The organism is Klebsiella sp. JN_Kp122, assembly GCF_040062085.1.
Lineage (GTDB): Bacteria > Pseudomonadota > Gammaproteobacteria > Enterobacterales > Enterobacteriaceae > Klebsiella > Klebsiella aerogenes.
The window spans coordinates 169,223-184,723 of record NZ_JBEAHW010000048.1; the positions used below are offsets into that span (position 1 = coordinate 169,223).

At 56.6% G+C, this 15,501-nt stretch carries 17 protein-coding genes; 9 read left to right on the forward strand and 8 right to left on the reverse strand.

The genetic code is table 11. The features are described 5' to 3' along the window. The first annotated feature begins 4 nt into the window (after window positions 1–4). Window positions 5–1,144 carry a glycoside hydrolase family 105 protein gene (locus ABLU78_RS23335; RefSeq protein ID WP_015365976.1) on the forward strand — a complete coding sequence of 380 codons (1,140 nt, stop codon included), beginning with the start codon at window positions 5–7 and terminating at the stop codon, window positions 1,142–1,144. An 80-nt stretch (window positions 1,145–1,224) separates the two neighbouring features. Here the strand turns inward: ABLU78_RS23335 and argS are convergent, their stop codons facing one another. Further along, window positions 1,225–2,958 (reverse strand): arginine--tRNA ligase, encoded by a 1,734-nt coding sequence (gene argS, locus ABLU78_RS23340; RefSeq protein ID WP_015365977.1) that lies wholly within the window; start codon window positions 2,956–2,958, stop codon window positions 1,225–1,227. A 229-nt stretch (window positions 2,959–3,187) separates the two neighbouring features. Here argS and ABLU78_RS23345 point away from each other — a divergent pair, with 229 nt between their 5' ends. Beyond that, entirely contained in the window at window positions 3,188–3,757 is a 570-nt protein-coding gene (locus ABLU78_RS23345; RefSeq protein WP_032714831.1) for a VOC family protein, read from the forward strand. Between the two features lie 79 nt (window positions 3,758–3,836). Continuing rightward, on the forward strand, window positions 3,837–4,577 hold the full coding sequence (cutC, locus tag ABLU78_RS23350; protein WP_015365979.1) for a copper homeostasis protein CutC: 741 nt from the start codon (window positions 3,837–3,839) through the stop codon (window positions 4,575–4,577). Window positions 4,578–4,705: 128 nt separating this feature from the next. Here the strand turns inward: cutC and cmoB are convergent, their stop codons facing one another. From cmoB to ABLU78_RS23375, 5 genes are read right to left on the reverse strand one after another with little or no spacing between them, the layout of a single operon-like run. Next, window positions 4,706–5,722: a tRNA 5-methoxyuridine(34)/uridine 5-oxyacetic acid(34) synthase CmoB gene (gene cmoB / locus ABLU78_RS23355; protein ID WP_015365980.1), complete on the reverse strand. Its 1,017-nt coding sequence runs from the start codon at window positions 5,720–5,722 to the stop codon at window positions 4,706–4,708. After that, a complete protein-coding gene (cmoA, locus tag ABLU78_RS23360) occupies window positions 5,719–6,462 on the reverse strand; it encodes a carboxy-S-adenosyl-L-methionine synthase CmoA (RefSeq protein ID WP_015365981.1) in 744 nt (247 codons plus the stop codon). The genes cmoB and cmoA overlap by 4 nt, the downstream gene beginning before the upstream one ends. Window positions 6,463–6,501: 39 nt before the next feature. Then, window positions 6,502–6,897, reverse strand: coding sequence for an MAPEG family protein (locus ABLU78_RS23365; protein WP_015365982.1), 396 nt, complete (start codon window positions 6,895–6,897; stop codon window positions 6,502–6,504). 53 nt (window positions 6,898–6,950) lie between these two features. Beyond that, window positions 6,951–7,769: a DUF72 domain-containing protein gene (locus ABLU78_RS23370; RefSeq protein WP_020078456.1), complete on the reverse strand. Its 819-nt coding sequence runs from the start codon at window positions 7,767–7,769 to the stop codon at window positions 6,951–6,953. Continuing rightward, window positions 7,766–8,332, reverse strand: a complete 567-nt coding sequence (locus tag ABLU78_RS23375; protein WP_047077057.1) for a hydrolase — start codon at window positions 8,330–8,332, stop codon at window positions 7,766–7,768. The genes ABLU78_RS23370 and ABLU78_RS23375 overlap by 4 nt, the downstream gene beginning before the upstream one ends. 266 nt (window positions 8,333–8,598) lie before the next feature. Here ABLU78_RS23375 and aspS point away from each other — a divergent pair, with 266 nt between their 5' ends. The 6 genes from aspS to ruvB all read left to right on the forward strand — a co-directional run bounded on the left by aspS (window position 8,599) and on the right by ruvB (window position 13,900). Continuing rightward, a complete protein-coding gene (gene aspS, locus ABLU78_RS23380) occupies window positions 8,599–10,386 on the forward strand; it encodes an aspartate--tRNA ligase (RefSeq protein WP_032705959.1) in 1,788 nt (595 codons plus the stop codon). A 1-nt stretch (window position 10,387) separates the two neighbouring features. Further along, entirely contained in the window at window positions 10,388–10,831 is a 444-nt protein-coding gene (gene nudB / locus ABLU78_RS23385; RefSeq protein WP_015365986.1) for a dihydroneopterin triphosphate diphosphatase, read from the forward strand. 49 nt (window positions 10,832–10,880) lie between these two features. Next, the gene (locus ABLU78_RS23390) at window positions 10,881–11,621 is read left to right on the forward strand and encodes a YebC/PmpR family DNA-binding transcriptional regulator (protein ID WP_015365987.1); all 741 of its coding nucleotides are present in this window, start codon (window positions 10,881–10,883) and stop codon (window positions 11,619–11,621) included. 45 nt (window positions 11,622–11,666) lie between these two features. Continuing rightward, window positions 11,667–12,188 (forward strand): crossover junction endodeoxyribonuclease RuvC, encoded by a 522-nt coding sequence (ruvC, locus tag ABLU78_RS23395; RefSeq protein WP_015365988.1) that lies wholly within the window; start codon window positions 11,667–11,669, stop codon window positions 12,186–12,188. A gap of 81 nt (window positions 12,189–12,269) precedes the next feature. Continuing rightward, the gene (ruvA, locus tag ABLU78_RS23400; protein WP_015365989.1) at window positions 12,270–12,881 is read left to right on the forward strand and encodes a Holliday junction branch migration protein RuvA; all 612 of its coding nucleotides are present in this window, start codon (window positions 12,270–12,272) and stop codon (window positions 12,879–12,881) included. 8 nt (window positions 12,882–12,889) lie between these two features. Continuing rightward, window positions 12,890–13,900: a Holliday junction branch migration DNA helicase RuvB gene (gene ruvB / locus ABLU78_RS23405; protein WP_015365990.1), complete on the forward strand. Its 1,011-nt coding sequence runs from the start codon at window positions 12,890–12,892 to the stop codon at window positions 13,898–13,900. A 39-nt stretch (window positions 13,901–13,939) separates the two neighbouring features. Here the strand turns inward: ruvB and znuB are convergent, their stop codons facing one another. Both znuB and znuC read right to left on the reverse strand, forming a co-directional pair. Then, window positions 13,940–14,725, reverse strand: coding sequence for a zinc ABC transporter permease subunit ZnuB (gene znuB / locus ABLU78_RS23410; RefSeq protein WP_015365991.1), 786 nt, complete (start codon window positions 14,723–14,725; stop codon window positions 13,940–13,942). After that, on the reverse strand, window positions 14,725–15,477 hold the full coding sequence (znuC, locus tag ABLU78_RS23415; protein WP_015705955.1) for a zinc ABC transporter ATP-binding protein ZnuC: 753 nt from the start codon (window positions 15,475–15,477) through the stop codon (window positions 14,725–14,727). The genes znuB and znuC overlap by 1 nt, the downstream gene beginning before the upstream one ends. Between the last annotated feature and the right edge of the window lie 24 nt (window positions 15,478–15,501).

Consider the following 15,501-nt stretch of genomic DNA (forward strand, 5'->3'; position numbering starts at 1 on the left):
GAACATGAAAGTTTGGCCGGTCAAACATAGCCCATTACTGCGTCAGCCTGAGCGCTTTATCGCTCGCAGTGAGCTGCAGGCATTGATCCGTAATGTGACGCAAAACCTGGTGAATATTAAGGATGACAACGGGCAGTTTTTACTTCGGCTGGACGATGGGCGAGTCATCGATACCAAAGGTTGGGCCGGTTGGGAGTGGACCCACGGCGTTGGGCTGTACGGCATCTACCAGTATTATCAACAAACCGGCGATACCGCGATGCGCGATATCATTGACGGCTGGTTCGCCGATCGCTTCGCCGAAGGTGCAACCACCAAAAACGTTAATACCATGGCGCCGTTTCTGACGCTGGCTTATCGCTATGAAGAGACCGGGCGCCAGGAGTATCTACCGTGGCTCGATGGCTGGGCCGAGTGGGCGATGCATGAGATGCCGCGCACCGAGCAGGGAGGCATGCAGCACATTACCCTGGCGGAAGAGAACCATCAGCAGATGTGGGATGACACGCTAATGATGACGGTGCTGCCGCTAGCCAAAATCGGTAAATTACTAAATCGTCCGCAATACATTGAAGAAGCAACCTATCAGTTCTTGCTGCATGTACAGAACCTGATGGACAAAGAGACAGGCCTGTGGTTCCACGGCTGGAATTACGACGGTCGGCACAACTTTGCGCGTGCGCGCTGGGCGCGAGGTAACAGCTGGCTCACTATCGTGATCCCTGACTTCCTTGAGCTGGTGGATTTGCCAGAGGGGAGTGCGGTGCGCCGCTATCTGCTACAGGTACTGAATGCGCAAATTGCCGCGTTAGCGAAATGTCAGGATGAGAGTGGGCTCTGGCATACCCTGCTCGACGATCCGCATTCCTATCTTGAAGCGTCGGCGACGGCGGGCTTCGCTTACGGCATCCTGAAAGCGATACGTAAGCGTTATGTCGGGGCGGAGTACACCGAGGTTGCCGAAAAGGCGATACGCGGGATTGTGCGAAATATTTCACCAGAGGGGGAACTGCTGCAAACCTCGTTTGGTACCGGGATGGGCTCCGATCTCGATTTTTACCGGCAAATTCCGCTCACCTCTATGCCGTACGGCCAGGCGATGGCGATTCTTTGTCTGACGGAGTATCTGCGCAAATATTTCTGATAGCGGCATAGATTCCCCGGCCGCGTTGCGCGTACCGGGGCGACTAATAAAACAAACCCGGCTTTCACCGGGTTTGTTTTTTACATCCGCTCTACGGTCTCAATACCCAGAGTATCGAGGCCCAACTTCAGCGTCTTCGCCGTGAGCAGCGCCAGTTTCAGGCGGCTATTACGGGCCTCTTCGCTTTCGGCGCTGAGGATCGGGCAGTGTTCGTAGAAACCAGAGAACAGACCGGCCAGATCGTACAGGTAGGCGCACATTACGTGCGGAGTACCTTCACGGGCGACGACGGCCAGCGTTTCTTCGAACTGCAGCAGGCGGGCAGCCAACTGCGCTTCGCGATCTTCACTAATAACTACCGGCGCGGCAGCCAGCGCGCTTTCGTCGATACCGGCTTTACGGAACACCGACAGCACACGGGTATAGGCATACTGCATGTAAGGCGCGGTATTACCTTCGAACGCCAGCATGTTGTCCCAGTCGAAAATGTAATCGGTAGTGCGGTTTTTCGACAGATCGGCATATTTCACCGCGCCGATACCCACCGCATTGGCCAGTTTTTCCAGCTCATCGGCCGGCATATCCGGGTTCTTCTCGGCCACCAGGCGGCGTGCGCGCTCCAGCGCTTCGTCCAGCAGATCGGCCAGTTTGACGGTACCGCCGGCGCGTGTTTTGAATGGTTTACCGTCTTTACCTAGCATCATGCCGAACATGTGATGTTCCAGCGGTACGGATTCCGGTACATAGCCGGCTTTACGGACGATAGTCCATGCCTGCATCAGATGCTGATGCTGACGAGAGTCGATGTAGTAGAGCACGCGGTCGGCATGCAGCGTTTCATAACGGTATTTTGCGCAGGCGATATCGGTAGTCGTGTAGAGGTAGCCGCCATCCTTTTTCTGGATGATGACGCCCATCGGTTCGCCTTCTTTGTTTTTGTATTCATCAAGGAAGACCACGGTCGCGCCTTCGCTCTCGACGGCCATGCCTTTTGCTTTCAGATCGGCAACGATCCCCGGCAGCATCGGGTTGTACAGGCTTTCACCCATCACATCATCGCGGGTCAGGGTGACATTCAGGCGATCGTAGGTGATCTGGTTTTGCGACATGGTGATGTCGACCAGTTTACGCCACATCTGCAGGAAGTACTCGTCGCCGCCCTGCAGCTTAACCACGTAGCTACGCGCGCGCTCGGCGAACGCTTCGTCTTCGTCATAGTGTTTTTTCGCTTCGCGGTAGAAACCTTCGAGGTCGGCCAGCGCCATTTCGCCGGCGTTTTCCTGCTGCTGCTTTTCCAGATAAGCGATCAGCATCCCGAACTGGGTACCCCAGTCACCGACGTGGTTGGCGCGGATAACGCGATGGCCGAGGAATTCCAGAGTACGTACCGAGGCATCGCCGATGATGGTTGAACGCAGATGGCCGACGTGCATCTCTTTCGCCACGTTCGGCGCGGAGTAGTCAACAACGATGGTCTGCGGCTGTGGTTTCGCCACGCCCAGGCGCTCGGACTGAAGCGCGAGATTGACGTTGTCCGCCAGGAAGGCTGGATCGAGGAAAATATTGATAAAGCCCGGTCCGGCGATTTCGACTTTATTGGCAATGCCGTTCAGATCGAGATGAGACAGTACCTGCTCTGCAAGTTGTCGCGGCGCCATGCCCAGTTTTTTGGCCACCGCCATCACGCCATTGGCCTGATAGTCGCCGAACTGAACTTTTGCTGACTGGCGGACCTGAGGTTCGCAATCGGCAGGCGCGCCTGCCGCGATCAGGGCCTGGCTGACTTTTTCTGAGAGAAGAGCCTGAATATTCACCGGAATACCTTACTTTTAAGGCGCGAGAACCCCTGTGGGGCGGCGCCGGAACATGGACAAATTAAGGCGGGAGTATACTGCATTTGCGCCCCGTCGTCAGCACCACACGTAAGTTGCCGGGCAGCACGCTTAATCAATAACCATTCGTTGTTTCGGCGCACGGATTGGCGGTTGGTCGGGGCGGTGAAACAGGATAAATTAGCCTTTTTAGCGATCACCGAGGCGCAAGATGGCGAACTGGCAGCAAATTGATGAACTGAATGATATTTCGGCGGATTTACCGCGTTTTAGCGATGCGCTGCAAGCGCTGGCCGAACGGTTGGGATTGGAGCTTGCGCCGCTGGACGCCGACCATATTTCGCTGCGTTGTCATCAAAATACGACGGCGGAGCGCTGGCGGCAGGGGCTGGAGCGTTGCGGCACGTTACTATCGGAAAATATCATTAATGGCCGCCCCATTTGCTTATTTAAGCTTGCCGATCCTATCTGTGTCGCCCACTGGCGTTTTACGGTTGTGGAGTTGCCCTGGCCGGGTGAAAAACGTTACCCGCACGAAGGCTGGGAACATATCGAAATCGTTCTGCCGGGTGACCCGGAAACCCTCAACGCTCGCGCCCTGGCCTTGCTTTCCGATGATGGACTCAGCCAGCCGGGGATTTTCGTGAAAACCAGTTCGCCGAAAGGGGAGCGTGAACGTTTGCCGAACCCGACGCTGGCGGTCACGGACGGCAAAGTGACCATTAAATTCCACCCCTGGTCGATCGAGCAAATCGTCGCCAGCGAGCGATCCGATACTTAACAGTGTGAAGCCGCGCGGCGTCTGCGGGGAAAAATCGTGACATGCTGTGTTGCCCGTGATGAAAATGGAGAAGGAATCGATGTTACTGGAAGTTTGCTGCTATAGCATGGAATGCGCGCTGGAGGCGCAGCGTTGCGGCGCCGATCGCATTGAACTTTGCGCCGCGCCGCAGGAGGGCGGGTTAACGCCGTCGTTGGGCGTGCTGCGTTCGGTGCGAAACAATATCTCGATTCCGGTTCATCCGATTATCCGTCCGCGCGGCGGCGATTTTTGTTACACCGACGGCGAGTTTGCCGCCATGCTGGATGATGTAGCGACGGTCAGAGATCTGGGTTTTGCTGGTCTGGTGATCGGCGTACTCGATGCTGACGGCCAGGTGGATATCCCCCGCATGCAAAAAATTATGGCGGCGGCGGGGCCGCTGGCGGTGACCTTCCACCGGGCCTTTGATATGTGCGCCGACCCGCGTCAGGCATGGCATTCGCTTGCTGAACTGGGGGTTGCGCGTATCCTCACTTCTGGACAACGGCCAACGGCGGAGCAAGGTCTTGCAAAAATTATGGAACTAATTGCGCTGGGCGATACTCCAATCATTATGGCCGGAGCGGGAGTGCGGGCTGCCAATCTGCAAAAGTTTCTGCAGGCAGGCCTCAAAGAGGTGCATAGCTCAGCGGGGCAGTGGTTGCCATCGCCGATGCGCTTTCGTAATCCGGGGTTATCGATGTCCACCGACGCAGATGCCGATGAATATTGCCGCTATGCCGTTAACGGCGAGGCGGTGGCGGAAATGAAACAAATTATTTCAGCCGCGCGGGATTAGCCCGCGAAGCTAACCGTTTTTTGCTGCACATCATGTCGCCCAATATGATGATTGCCCGTACCAGGCCCCTGCAATTTCAACAGGGGCCTTTTTTTATCCCGCGAGCGTCAGTAGTCGCTCGAGGTCAATTACGCTCTGGCCGCGGCTGCTTTTTTCGCCAGTGACTGCTGCGTCTCTGGTTTAGTGGCGACGATCACCGCGCGCAGCGGCGCGGGATAACCTTCCAGCGTTTTGCTGCTGTCATGTGGATCGAGGAAGTCGGCGAGTGATTCCGTCGTCATCCATTCGGTGCGGCGCTGCTCTTCGCTGGTGGTGACGCAGGTATCAACAATGCGCACATCGATGAATCCGCACTTCTCCAGCCACTGTTTTAGCGCGGCGGCGGAAGGAATGAAATAAACGTTACGCATTTGCGCGTAGCGGTCGCCGGGCACCAGCACGGTGTTCTCATCACCTTCAATGACCAGCGTCTCCAGTACCAGCTCGCCGCCGGGGGCTAACTGATCTTTGAGCTGCCACAGATGATCCAGCGGGGAACGGCGGTGATAGAGCACACCCATCGAAAAGACGGTATCAAAGGCTTCCAGCGCCGGCAGTTGTTCGATGCCTAGCGGCAGCAGGTGCGCGCGCTGATCGTTGCCGATGAGTTTGCGTACCGCTTCAAACTGGCATAAGAACAGCTGCGTTGGGTCGATACCGACCGCCAGATGCGCGCCGGCGCCAATCATCCGCCACATGTGATAACCACTGCCGCAGCCGACATCGAGGATAGTACGACCGGTGAGATCGGAAAGATGCGGCAGCACGCGTTCCCATTTCAGGTCGGAACGCCATTCGGTATCGATATTAATGCCATACAGCGAATAAGGGCCTTTACGCCACGGCATCAGGTTTCGCAGCAGATTCTCAATTCGCAGCTGGTGGCCTTCGCTGAGTGGCGTTTCGCTTTCCGCCGTGACGCTATGCAATAGATCGAGACGCCAGGGCGCCAGCTCGGGCAGAAACTCAACGGCGCGTTCCCATTCGCGAAACTTGCCGTGCAGCGCTTCGCGTTGCCAGGCCGCGACCTGAGCGGGCAGCGTTTCCAGCCAGTGGGAGAGCGGCCCTTTCGCGATCAACTGATAAAAATTACTGAAGTCGATCATGCCCGTTCCTCGGATTTAACCGCCACCAATGAACCAAAGTTAAAGCACTGGAACCACAGTTCGGCATGTTCAAACCCCGCCTGGCGCAGTCGCGCTTTGTGGGTTTCCACTGAATCCGTCAGCATGACGTTTTCCAGCATGCTGCGCTTCTGGCTGATTTCCAGTTCGCTATAGCCATTGGCGCGTTTGAAGTCATGGTGCATGTTAAACAGCAGTTCGCCGACGTTGGCATCTTCAAAGCTGAATTTTTCGGAAAGCACCAGCGCGCCGCCCGGATTGAGCCCTTGATAGACTTTATCCAGGATCGCCTGACGTTCGCTCGGCTCGAGGAACTGAATAGTGAAGTTCAGCACGACCATGGAGGCATTTTCAATGGCGATATGGCGAATATCGCCCTCAATAACCTCAACCGGCGTCGGCGCTTTATAGGCATCAATATGACGACGGCAGCGTTCTACCATCGCCGGGGAGTTATCAATGGCGATAATTTTGCATCCCGGATGCGCGATATTGCGACGCACGGAAAGCGTCGCGGCGCCGAGCGAGCAGCCAAGATCGTAAACCTGAGTGTTTGGCTGAACAAAACGCTCAGCCAGCATGCCGATCATCGAAATAATATTGGAGTAACCAGGAACGGAGCGCTGGATCATATCCGGGAAGACTTCGGCTACCCGTTCATCAAAGGTCCAGTCGCCGAGACTGGCGATCGGCGCGGAAAAAAGCGTGTCGCGGTGAGACATAACGTTAAACCCGAAAAAACGAAAACGGCGTATTGTGCGCTAACGCAGGGAGAAAACCAACTCCCAGGGCATATACCACAGGTTAGCCAGCACCATCAGCAACAGCGAGCACCAGGTGGCGCTCATTCCGGAACGCCGCCAGCGGAACAGGCGATGATGGAAACCGTACGAGTGCATCAGGCGTCCGGCAATCAGCAAAATACCGCAAACGTGCACCATCCAGGTTAGCGCGCCGTTCATTTCCATGAACAACAGCAGAATGAGCCCAATGGGGACGTATTCCACCGCATTGCCATGAACGCGAATAGCGACCTGTAGTTCACTAAAACCACCGTCGCCATAGCCGACGCGATACTGCATGCGCAGACGTACCACGTCGAAGGAAAACTTGATTAACAATAACGCACCCAAAACCGCATACAGCGCGCTGACCATACCCAAAACTCCCTTTAATTATGTCAGGTGGCTCCGACTATCATAGCAGGATATCAGAAAAGCGAGGATTGCTGCGGAATTGACGGCGCGGCGCCGACGCCCGGCAGCACCGCACGTAAATCTTCCCATAGCGTATCCACCAGTTCAGGCGCCTGGGCGATATCCGGGGTATGTAGAAACAGCCATGGCGTGGCTGACTGATGCCACTTTGTCAGCGTCTGTAACCAGACGCGAAATAATTCGCGATTCTGCGCCATATCGTCGCTGCCGATAAAACGCACCATCGGCTGCTCCGCGGTCATGACCGCGTGAACCGGAACTTTGGGTTTCTTTTTTTGCGCGTCAATCATCGCCGGGTTGCGCGCGACGGCGCTATGTACCGGGCGGCTATCGAGGATCACGCGGTTGGCGTTGCGCTGGTGCAAGCCACGATTAAGCTGTTGTTCAGCATCGCCTTTGGCGAAAAACTCAGGATGGCGAACTTCAACGCCGTAGGTGAAGTTTTTCGGTAGCGTATCGAGAAACTGCCACAGGGCAGGGAGGTCTCGTGGCCCGAAGGTGGCGGGCAACTGAAGCCAGTACTGGCCGATGCGCGATTCCAGCGGCGCCAGACGAGTAAAAAATTCGTGGCTTAAGTCGTCGCAGTCGCGCAGCGCCGCCTGATGCGAAATCGTGGCCGGGAATTTAAAACAGAACCGAAAATCATCGTGAGTTTGTTGATACCAGCGATCGACAATCTCGGCCTTTGGTAAGGCATACAGGGTGGTATTACCCTCCACGCAGTTAAAATGGCGGGCATACTCTTCAAGGCCGGTGATGCCAAGGCGCACCCATTTAGGGTGCGACCATTGCGGGAGCCCGATATAAATCATAAGGCGGTGAGAATGTCCTCAGTGCTGCGCACGCGGGCGATGCGCGGGAAGATATGGGTCATACTGCCCTGATGCTGTTCGGCGGAGGCGGCGCTGCATGCATCCTCGGCGATGACCAGACTGAACCCCAGTTCCCAGGCATTGCGGGCGGTGGATTCCACGCCGATATTGGTGGAGATACCGCAAAGAATAATGGTGTCGATACCGCGGCGGCGAAGCTGCAGTTCAAGATCGGTGCCGTAGAACGCGCCCCACTGGCGTTTCGTGACTTCGATATCGCTATCCTGTTTGCCGAGTGCCGGCGGATAGACCCACCAGTTTTCAGGTAATTTTACGGCGCCAGTCTGGGCATCTACCGGCTGTTTTAACGCTTCGGCGAAATCGGCGGACCAGCCCACTCGAACCATGATGACGGGCGAACCCTGTTGACGACATTTTTCAGCCAGCTTTGCCGCGCGCGTCACCACCTCGTCGGCGCGGTGCGGACCGCCGGCAAAAGGTAAAATGCCTTCTTGCAGGTCAATAATGACCAGCGCGGTCTTTTTCGCATTGAGTTCTAACATGGTATCCCCGTATCTTGTTCTCTTGTCAGGCCGCTACAATACCGTTGCTAATTCAGCTCAAGGGTAACAAATTTTGTTAATTTATGTGAGCACAAGCAATAAGCGCGCAGCAAAGCAGCGTACAAACTGCGTCGGGCTTATCGTCAGACAGAATTTCCAGTATAATAGCCGCCTTTTTTCATTCAGTAGTGACATTCAGCAAAGCTGCGACCTCGTCGCCTGCAAGGCAGGCAACATCCGCCTGCGGCTAAGTTAAGGGATATCTCATGCGTACAGAATATTGCGGACAGCTACGTCAGTCCCACGTGGGGCAGCAAGTGACCCTGTGTGGTTGGGTCAACCGTCGTCGTGATCTCGGTAGCCTTATCTTCATCGATATGCGCGACCGTGAAGGCATCGTGCAGGTGTTTTTCGATCCGGATCGTGCGGATGCATTAAAACTGGCTTCCGAACTGCGTAATGAGTTCTGCATCCAAATCACCGGCACCGTGCGCGCGCGTGAAGAGCGCAACGTTAACCGCGAGATGGCCACCGGCGAAATCGAAGTGCTGGCGTCTGACCTGACCATCATCAACCGCGCGGAAGCGCTGCCGCTGGACTCCAACCACGTCAACACCGAAGAAGCGCGCCTGAAATACCGCTATCTTGACCTGCGTCGTCCGGAAATGGCTCAGCGCCTGAAAACCCGCGCCAAAATCACCAGCTTCGTGCGCCGCTTCATGGACGATCACGGGTTCCTCGATATCGAAACCCCGATGCTGACCAAAGCTACGCCGGAAGGCGCGCGTGACTATCTGGTGCCGTCGCGCGTCCATAAAGGTAAATTCTACGCGCTGCCGCAGTCTCCGCAGCTGTTCAAACAGCTACTGATGATGTCCGGATTCGATCGTTACTATCAGATAGTCAAATGCTTCCGCGACGAAGACCTGCGTGCCGACCGTCAGCCTGAATTTACCCAGATTGATGTTGAAACTTCGTTCATGACCGCACCGCAGGTGCGTGAAGTGATGGAAGATCTGGTACGTAAGCTGTGGCAGGACGTGAAGGGCGTAGACCTCGGTCAATTCCCGGTGATGACCTTTGCCGAAGCGGAGCGTCGTTACGGTTCCGATAAACCGGACCTGCGTAACCCGATGGAACTGGTAGACGTAGCCGATCTGGTGAAAGCAGTAGAATTCGCCGTCTTCTCCGGCCCGGCTAACGACGCCAAAGGCCGCGTTGCTGCCTTACGCGTACCGGGCGGTGCGGCGCTGACCCGTAAACAGATTGATGAATACGGCAAATTCGTGCAGATCTACGGTGCGAAAGGGTTGGCCTATATTAAAGTGACCGAGCGTGCGAAGGGCCTTGAAGGCATCAATAGCCCGGTGGCGAAATTCCTCAACGCCGAAATCGTGGAAGCTATCCTTGAGCGCACCGGCGCGCAAGACGGCGACATGATCTTCTTCGGCGCTGACAACAAGAAAGTGGTTGCTGATGCCCTCGGCGCGCTGCGTCTGAAGCTGGGCAAAGACCTGAATCTCACCGACGAGAACAAATGGGCGCCGCTGTGGGTTATCGACTTCCCAATGTTCGAAGACGACGGTGAAGGCGGCCTGACCGCGATGCACCACCCGTTCACCTCGCCGAAAGATATGACCGCCGCTGAGCTGAAAGCCGCGCCGGAAGATGCTGTGGCTAACGCCTACGACATGGTCATCAATGGCTACGAAGTCGGTGGTGGTTCGGTGCGTATCCACAGCGGTGAAATGCAGCAAACCGTGTTTGGTATTCTGGGCATTAACGAACAAGAACAGCGTGAAAAATTCGGCTTCCTGCTGGATGCGCTGAAATACGGTACCCCGCCGCACGCCGGCCTGGCGTTTGGCCTCGATCGCCTGACCATGCTGCTGACCGGTACCGATAACATCCGTGACGTTATCGCCTTCCCGAAAACCACGGCTGCCGCGTGCCTGATGACCGAAGCGCCGAGCTTCGCGAATCCTGCCGCGTTAGGCGAACTGGGGATTCAGGTTGTGGCGAAAGAGGCAAAAGAGTCTCCGGAGAACAACTAAGATGTCATTCAAGCTGCCCGTCTCCGTTCTGGTGGTGATTTACGCCGAAGATACGAAGCGGGTGCTGATGTTGCAGCGACGCGACGATCCCGCTTTCTGGCAGTCGGTTACCGGCAGCCTGGAAGAGGGGGAAACCGCGTTGCAGGCCGCCGCGCGCGAAGTAAAGGAAGAGGTCGCCATTGATGTTGCTCGCGAGCAACTGGCCTTAATTGACTGTCAGCGTACGGTGGAGTTCGAGATATTTTCTCACTTACGTCATCGCTATGCGCCGGGCGTCGAGCGCAATACGGAATTCTGGTTCCGTCTTGCGCTGCCCCATGAGCGCCAGATTGTTTTCACTGAACATCTGGATTACCGCTGGGTTAGCGCGTCGGATGCCGCCGCGCTAACTAAATCGTGGAGCAACCGGCAGGCGATTGAAGAATTTGTAATTAACGCCGGGTAACTTCCCGCGGCGTTTGCCGCGGGAAGACGGCTTTTTTGGAGAGTTTTTTATGGCAGGTCATAGTAAATGGGCCAACACCAAACACCGCAAAGCGGCGCAAGATGCCAAGCGCGGTAAGATCTTTACTAAAATCATTCGCGAGCTGGTCACCGCTGCGCGTCTGGGCGGCGGCGATCCGGCATCCAACCCGCGTCTGCGCGCGGCGGTAGATAAAGCGCTGTCCAACAACATGACTCGCGACACCCTGAACCGCGCCATCGCGCGCGGCGTCGGCGGTGATGAAGACGCGAACATGGAAACCATCATTTATGAAGGTTACGGCCCGGGCGGCACCGCGGTAATGGTTGAATGTCTGAGCGACAACCGTAACCGTACCGTAGCCGAAGTGCGCCACGCCTTTACCAAAACCGGTGGTAACCTCGGAACCGACGGTTCTGTGGCCTATCTGTTCAGCAAAAAAGGCGTGATCTCCTTCGAGAAAGGCGACGAAGACACCATCATGGAAGCCGCGCTGGAAGCGGGTGCTGAAGACGTTGTCACCTATGATGACGGCGCCATTGACGTTTACACCGCCTGGGAAGAGATGGGCGCGGTACGTGATGCGCTGGAAGCCGCAGGCCTGAAAGCCGATGCTGCTGAAGTCTCAATGATCCCGTCGACTAAAGCGGATATGGATGCGGAAACCGCGCCGAAGCTGCTGCGTCTTATTGATATGCTGGAAGACTGCGACGACGTGCAGGAAGTGTATCATAACGGCGAAATCTCCGATGAGGTTGCCGCAACGCTGTGATGCCGGTAGCCGGTATTGCGGGTGAGTTATTACTGGAGGCGCGTGATGGCCATTATTCTCGGCATTGACCCGGGGTCACGCGTGACCGGTTATGGCGTGATTCGCCAGGTCGGACGGCAGTTGAGCTACCTTGGCAGCGGATGTATCCGCACCAAAGTAGACGATCTGCCGTCGCGGCTGAAGCTGATATACGCCGGCGTCACCGAAATTATTACCCAGTTCCAGCCCGACTATTTCGCTATCGAGCAGGTCTTTATGGCGAAAAATGCCGATTCGGCGTTGAAGCTTGGGCAGGCGCGCGGAGTGGCGATTGTCGCGGCGACGAACCAGGACCTGCCGGTTTTTGAGTACGCGGCTCGCCAGGTTAAGCAAACCGTCGTCGGTATCGGTAGCGCGGAAAAGAGCCAGGTACAGCATATGGTGCGTACCTTGTTGAAACTTCCGGCAAATCCGCAGGCGGATGCGGCGGATGCGCTGGCCATCGCCATCACCCATTGCCACCTCAGCCAGAACCTGGCTCAAATTAGCGAGACCCGGCTCAATCTGGCGCGAGGGCGGTTACGATAATCACAAATCAGGCTGGATATTCATCCAGCCTTTTTTTATGATAACGCATTAAACTTTCGGCCCTTTATTCAGGAGCGCTACGTGATAGGCAGACTCAGAGGCATCATTCTCGAAAAGCAACCCCCGCTGGTATTACTGGAAACCGGGGGCGTAGGTTATGAAGTCCATATGCCGATGACCTGCTTCTACGAGCTACCGGAAGCCGGCCAGGAAGCCATCGTCTTCACCCATTTTGTGGTACGCGAAGACGCGCAGCTGCTGTACGGTTTTAACAACAAGCAGGAACGCACCCTGTTTAAAGAGCTTATCAAAACCAACGGCGTCGGGCCGAAGCTGGCGCTGGCTATCCTTTCCGGCATGTCGGCGCAGCAGTTTGTGAACGCCGTTGAGCGTGAAGAAGTCGCCTCGCTGGTGAAACTGCCGGGTATCGGCAAGAAAACTGCCGAGCGTTTAATCGTCGAGATGAAAGATCGCTTCAAAGGCCTGCATGGCGACCTGTTTACTCCGGCCGCCGATCTGGTGCTGACCACGCCTGCCGGCCCAACTGCCGACGACGCGGAGCAAGAAGCGGTTGCCGCGCTGGTGGCGCTGGGCTATAAACCACAAGAGGCCAGCCGGATGGTGAGCAAAATCGCCCGTCCGGATGCTAACAGTGAAACGCTAATCCGCGAAGCGCTGCGCGCGGCGTTGTGAGGTAAGGGATGATTGAAGCAGATCGGCTGGTATCAGGCGACAGCATTGGTTTCGAAGAGGCCGCTGACCGCGCTATCCGCCCCAAATTGCTCGCAGAGTACGTCGGCCAGCCGCAGGTGCGTTCGCAGATGGAGATCTTTATCCAGGCGGCGAAACTGCGTGGCGATGCGCTCGATCACCTGTTAATTTTTGGCCCGCCAGGGTTGGGGAAAACCACGCTTGCCAATATCGTTGCCAACGAAATGGGCGTGAATCTGCGTACCACCTCCGGCCCGGTGCTGGAAAAGGCTGGCGACCTGGCGGCAATGCTGACCAACCTTGAGCCGCATGATGTCCTGTTTATTGATGAAATCCACCGCCTTTCACCGGTAGTGGAAGAGGTGCTGTATCCGGCGATGGAAGATTACCAGCTGGATATCATGATTGGCGAAGGCCCGGCCGCGCGCTCGATTAAAATCGATCTGCCGCCGTTTACCCTGATTGGCGCCACCACCCGCGCCGGCTCATTGACTTCGCCGCTGCGCGACCGCTTTGGTATCGTACAGCGCCTCGAGTTTTATCAGGTGCCGGACCTGCAGCACATTGTTGGCCGTAGCGCCCGTCATATGGGGCTGGAGATGAGCGAAGAAGGGGCGCTGGAAGTCGCCCGTCGCGCGCGCGGTACGCCGCGTATCGCCAACCGCCTGCTGCGCCGGGTGCGCGACTTTGCCGAAGTGCGTCACGATGGCACTATCTCCGCTGAGATCGCCGCTCAGGCGCTGGATATGCTCAACGTGGATGCCGAAGGGTTTGATTATATGGATCGCAAGCTGCTATTGGCGGTGATCGATAAATTCTTCGGTGGTCCGGTCGGCCTCGATAACCTCGCGGCGGCTATCGGCGAGGAGCGGGAAACCATTGAAGACGTGCTGGAGCCGTACTTAATTCAGCAGGGGTTCCTGCAGCGCACGCCGCGTGGCCGAATGGCGACGGTGCGCGCCTGGAATCACTTCGGTATTACCCCGCCGGAAATGCCCTGATGAAACCCGGTAGCTTTGCGCTACCGGGTAGCCTCTCAATCAACTCGCCGTTTTCTTCATCATACTCAGAACAAACAGCGCCGCTGCGCACAGCACAACCGAAGGCCCTGCTGGGGTATCGTAGAACGCCGAGAAGGTTAATCCCCCGGTTACCGCCAGCATACCCACGCCAACGGCTACCGCGGCCATCTGTTCCGGCGTGCGGGCAAAGCGGCGGGCGGTAGCGGCCGGGATTATCAACAGCGAAGTGATGATCAGCGCGCCGACGAATTTCATTGCCACGCCGATAGTCAATGCCGTCACCAGCATCAGCAGCAGCTTAACCCGCTGTAACTTCACGCCGTCAACAAACGCTAAATCAGGGCTGATGGTCATCGCCAGCAGGTTACGCCACTGCCAGAGCAATATCGCGACCACCACCACTACGCCTGATGCAATGGAGATTAAATCCTGTGGAGTAACGGCTAATAGATCGCCAAACAGATAGGCCATCAGGTCGACGCGCACGTTCGACATCAGGCTCACCACCACCAGACCGAGCGACAGCGCGCTGTGGGCCATAATACCCAGCAGGGTATCGACCGCCAGGTGAGGGCGTTTTTCCAGCCACACCAGGCCGCCCGCCAGCAGCAGCGTGACCACGATAACCGCATAAAACGGATTCACGTTGAGCAGCAGCCCAAACGCCACCCCAAGCAGCGAAGCATGCGCCAGCGTATCGCCAAAGTAGGACATTCTCCGCCAGACCACGAACGAACCCAGGGGGCCCGCCGCGCAGGCAAGCATCATGCCGGCTAGCCAGCCGGGTAACAGTAATTCAATCATTAGCGACCATTTCCCCGACGCAGTACAATCCGCCCCTGCAGGTCGTGGCGGTGATTATGTTGGTGACGATAAATGCCCAGCTGTTCCGCGCCGCGCGGGCCGAACATGGAGATAAATTCCGGGTGCATCGAGACCACTTCCGGAGTTCCGGAGCAGCAAATATGCTGGTTCAGGCACAGCACTTCATCGGTTTTGGCCATCACCAGGTGGAGATCGTGGGAAACCATTAAGACCGCGCAGTTCAGCTCCTGACGCAGTTGATTAATTAAATCATACAGCGCTACCTGCCCATTAACGTCGACGCCCTGGGTAGGTTCATCCAGCACCAGCAGTTGTGGCTGATTTAACAGGGCCCGCGCCAGCAACACGCGCTGGGTTTCGCCGCCGGAGAGTTTTTGCATTGGCGCATCGATAAGATGCCCGGCCTGCACGCGCTGCAGCGCCGGCATAATATCCTGCTTGCGCGTACCTGGACGCAGGCGCATAAAGCGGCTGACCGTCAGCGGCATGGTCGCATCAAGATGCAGTTTTTGTGGTACGTAGCCGATACGCAGATTTTTCTCGCGCTGGATAGCACCTTCGGTCGGCGTCACCAGGCCGAGCACTACGCGCACCAGCGTCGATTTCCCGGCGCCGTTCGGGCCAAGAAGCGTTAAAATTTTGCCTGGTTTTAGCGTTAGCGAAATATCAGACAACACGCGCCGCTGGCCGTAGACGACCGCGACTTTTTCCAGCGTTACAAGATTCGTCATGTCAAATTAGGGGTTGCACTAGCG

Excerpts from the sequence above, each read along its gene's own strand:
- ABLU78_RS23335 (WP_015365976.1), top strand. The coding sequence starts at position 5 with ATGAAAGTTTGGCCGGTCAAACATAGCCCATTACTGCGTCAGCCTGAG.
- ABLU78_RS23345 (WP_032714831.1), top strand. The coding sequence starts at position 3,188 with ATGGCGAACTGGCAGCAAATTGATGAACTGAATGATATTTCGGCGGAT.
- cutC (WP_015365979.1), top strand. The coding sequence starts at position 3,837 with ATGTTACTGGAAGTTTGCTGCTATAGCATGGAATGCGCGCTGGAGGCG.
- cmoB (WP_015365980.1), bottom strand. The coding sequence starts at position 5,722 with ATGATCGACTTCAGTAATTTTTATCAGTTGATCGCGAAAGGGCCGCTC.
- cmoA (WP_015365981.1), bottom strand. The coding sequence starts at position 6,462 with ATGTCTCACCGCGACACGCTTTTTTCCGCGCCGATCGCCAGTCTCGGC.
- ABLU78_RS23365 (WP_015365982.1), bottom strand. The coding sequence starts at position 6,897 with ATGGTCAGCGCGCTGTATGCGGTTTTGGGTGCGTTATTGTTAATCAAG.
- ABLU78_RS23370 (WP_020078456.1), bottom strand. The coding sequence starts at position 7,769 with ATGATTTATATCGGGCTCCCGCAATGGTCGCACCCTAAATGGGTGCGC.
- ABLU78_RS23375 (WP_047077057.1), bottom strand. The coding sequence starts at position 8,332 with ATGTTAGAACTCAATGCGAAAAAGACCGCGCTGGTCATTATTGACCTG.
- aspS (WP_032705959.1), top strand. The coding sequence starts at position 8,599 with ATGCGTACAGAATATTGCGGACAGCTACGTCAGTCCCACGTGGGGCAG.
- nudB (WP_015365986.1), top strand. The coding sequence starts at position 10,388 with ATGTCATTCAAGCTGCCCGTCTCCGTTCTGGTGGTGATTTACGCCGAA.
- ABLU78_RS23390 (WP_015365987.1), top strand. The coding sequence starts at position 10,881 with ATGGCAGGTCATAGTAAATGGGCCAACACCAAACACCGCAAAGCGGCG.
- ruvC (WP_015365988.1), top strand. The coding sequence starts at position 11,667 with ATGGCCATTATTCTCGGCATTGACCCGGGGTCACGCGTGACCGGTTAT.
- ruvB (WP_015365990.1), top strand. The coding sequence starts at position 12,890 with ATGATTGAAGCAGATCGGCTGGTATCAGGCGACAGCATTGGTTTCGAA.
- znuB (WP_015365991.1), bottom strand. The coding sequence starts at position 14,725 with ATGATTGAATTACTGTTACCCGGCTGGCTAGCCGGCATGATGCTTGCC.
- znuC (WP_015705955.1), bottom strand. The coding sequence starts at position 15,477 with ATGACGAATCTTGTAACGCTGGAAAAAGTCGCGGTCGTCTACGGCCAG.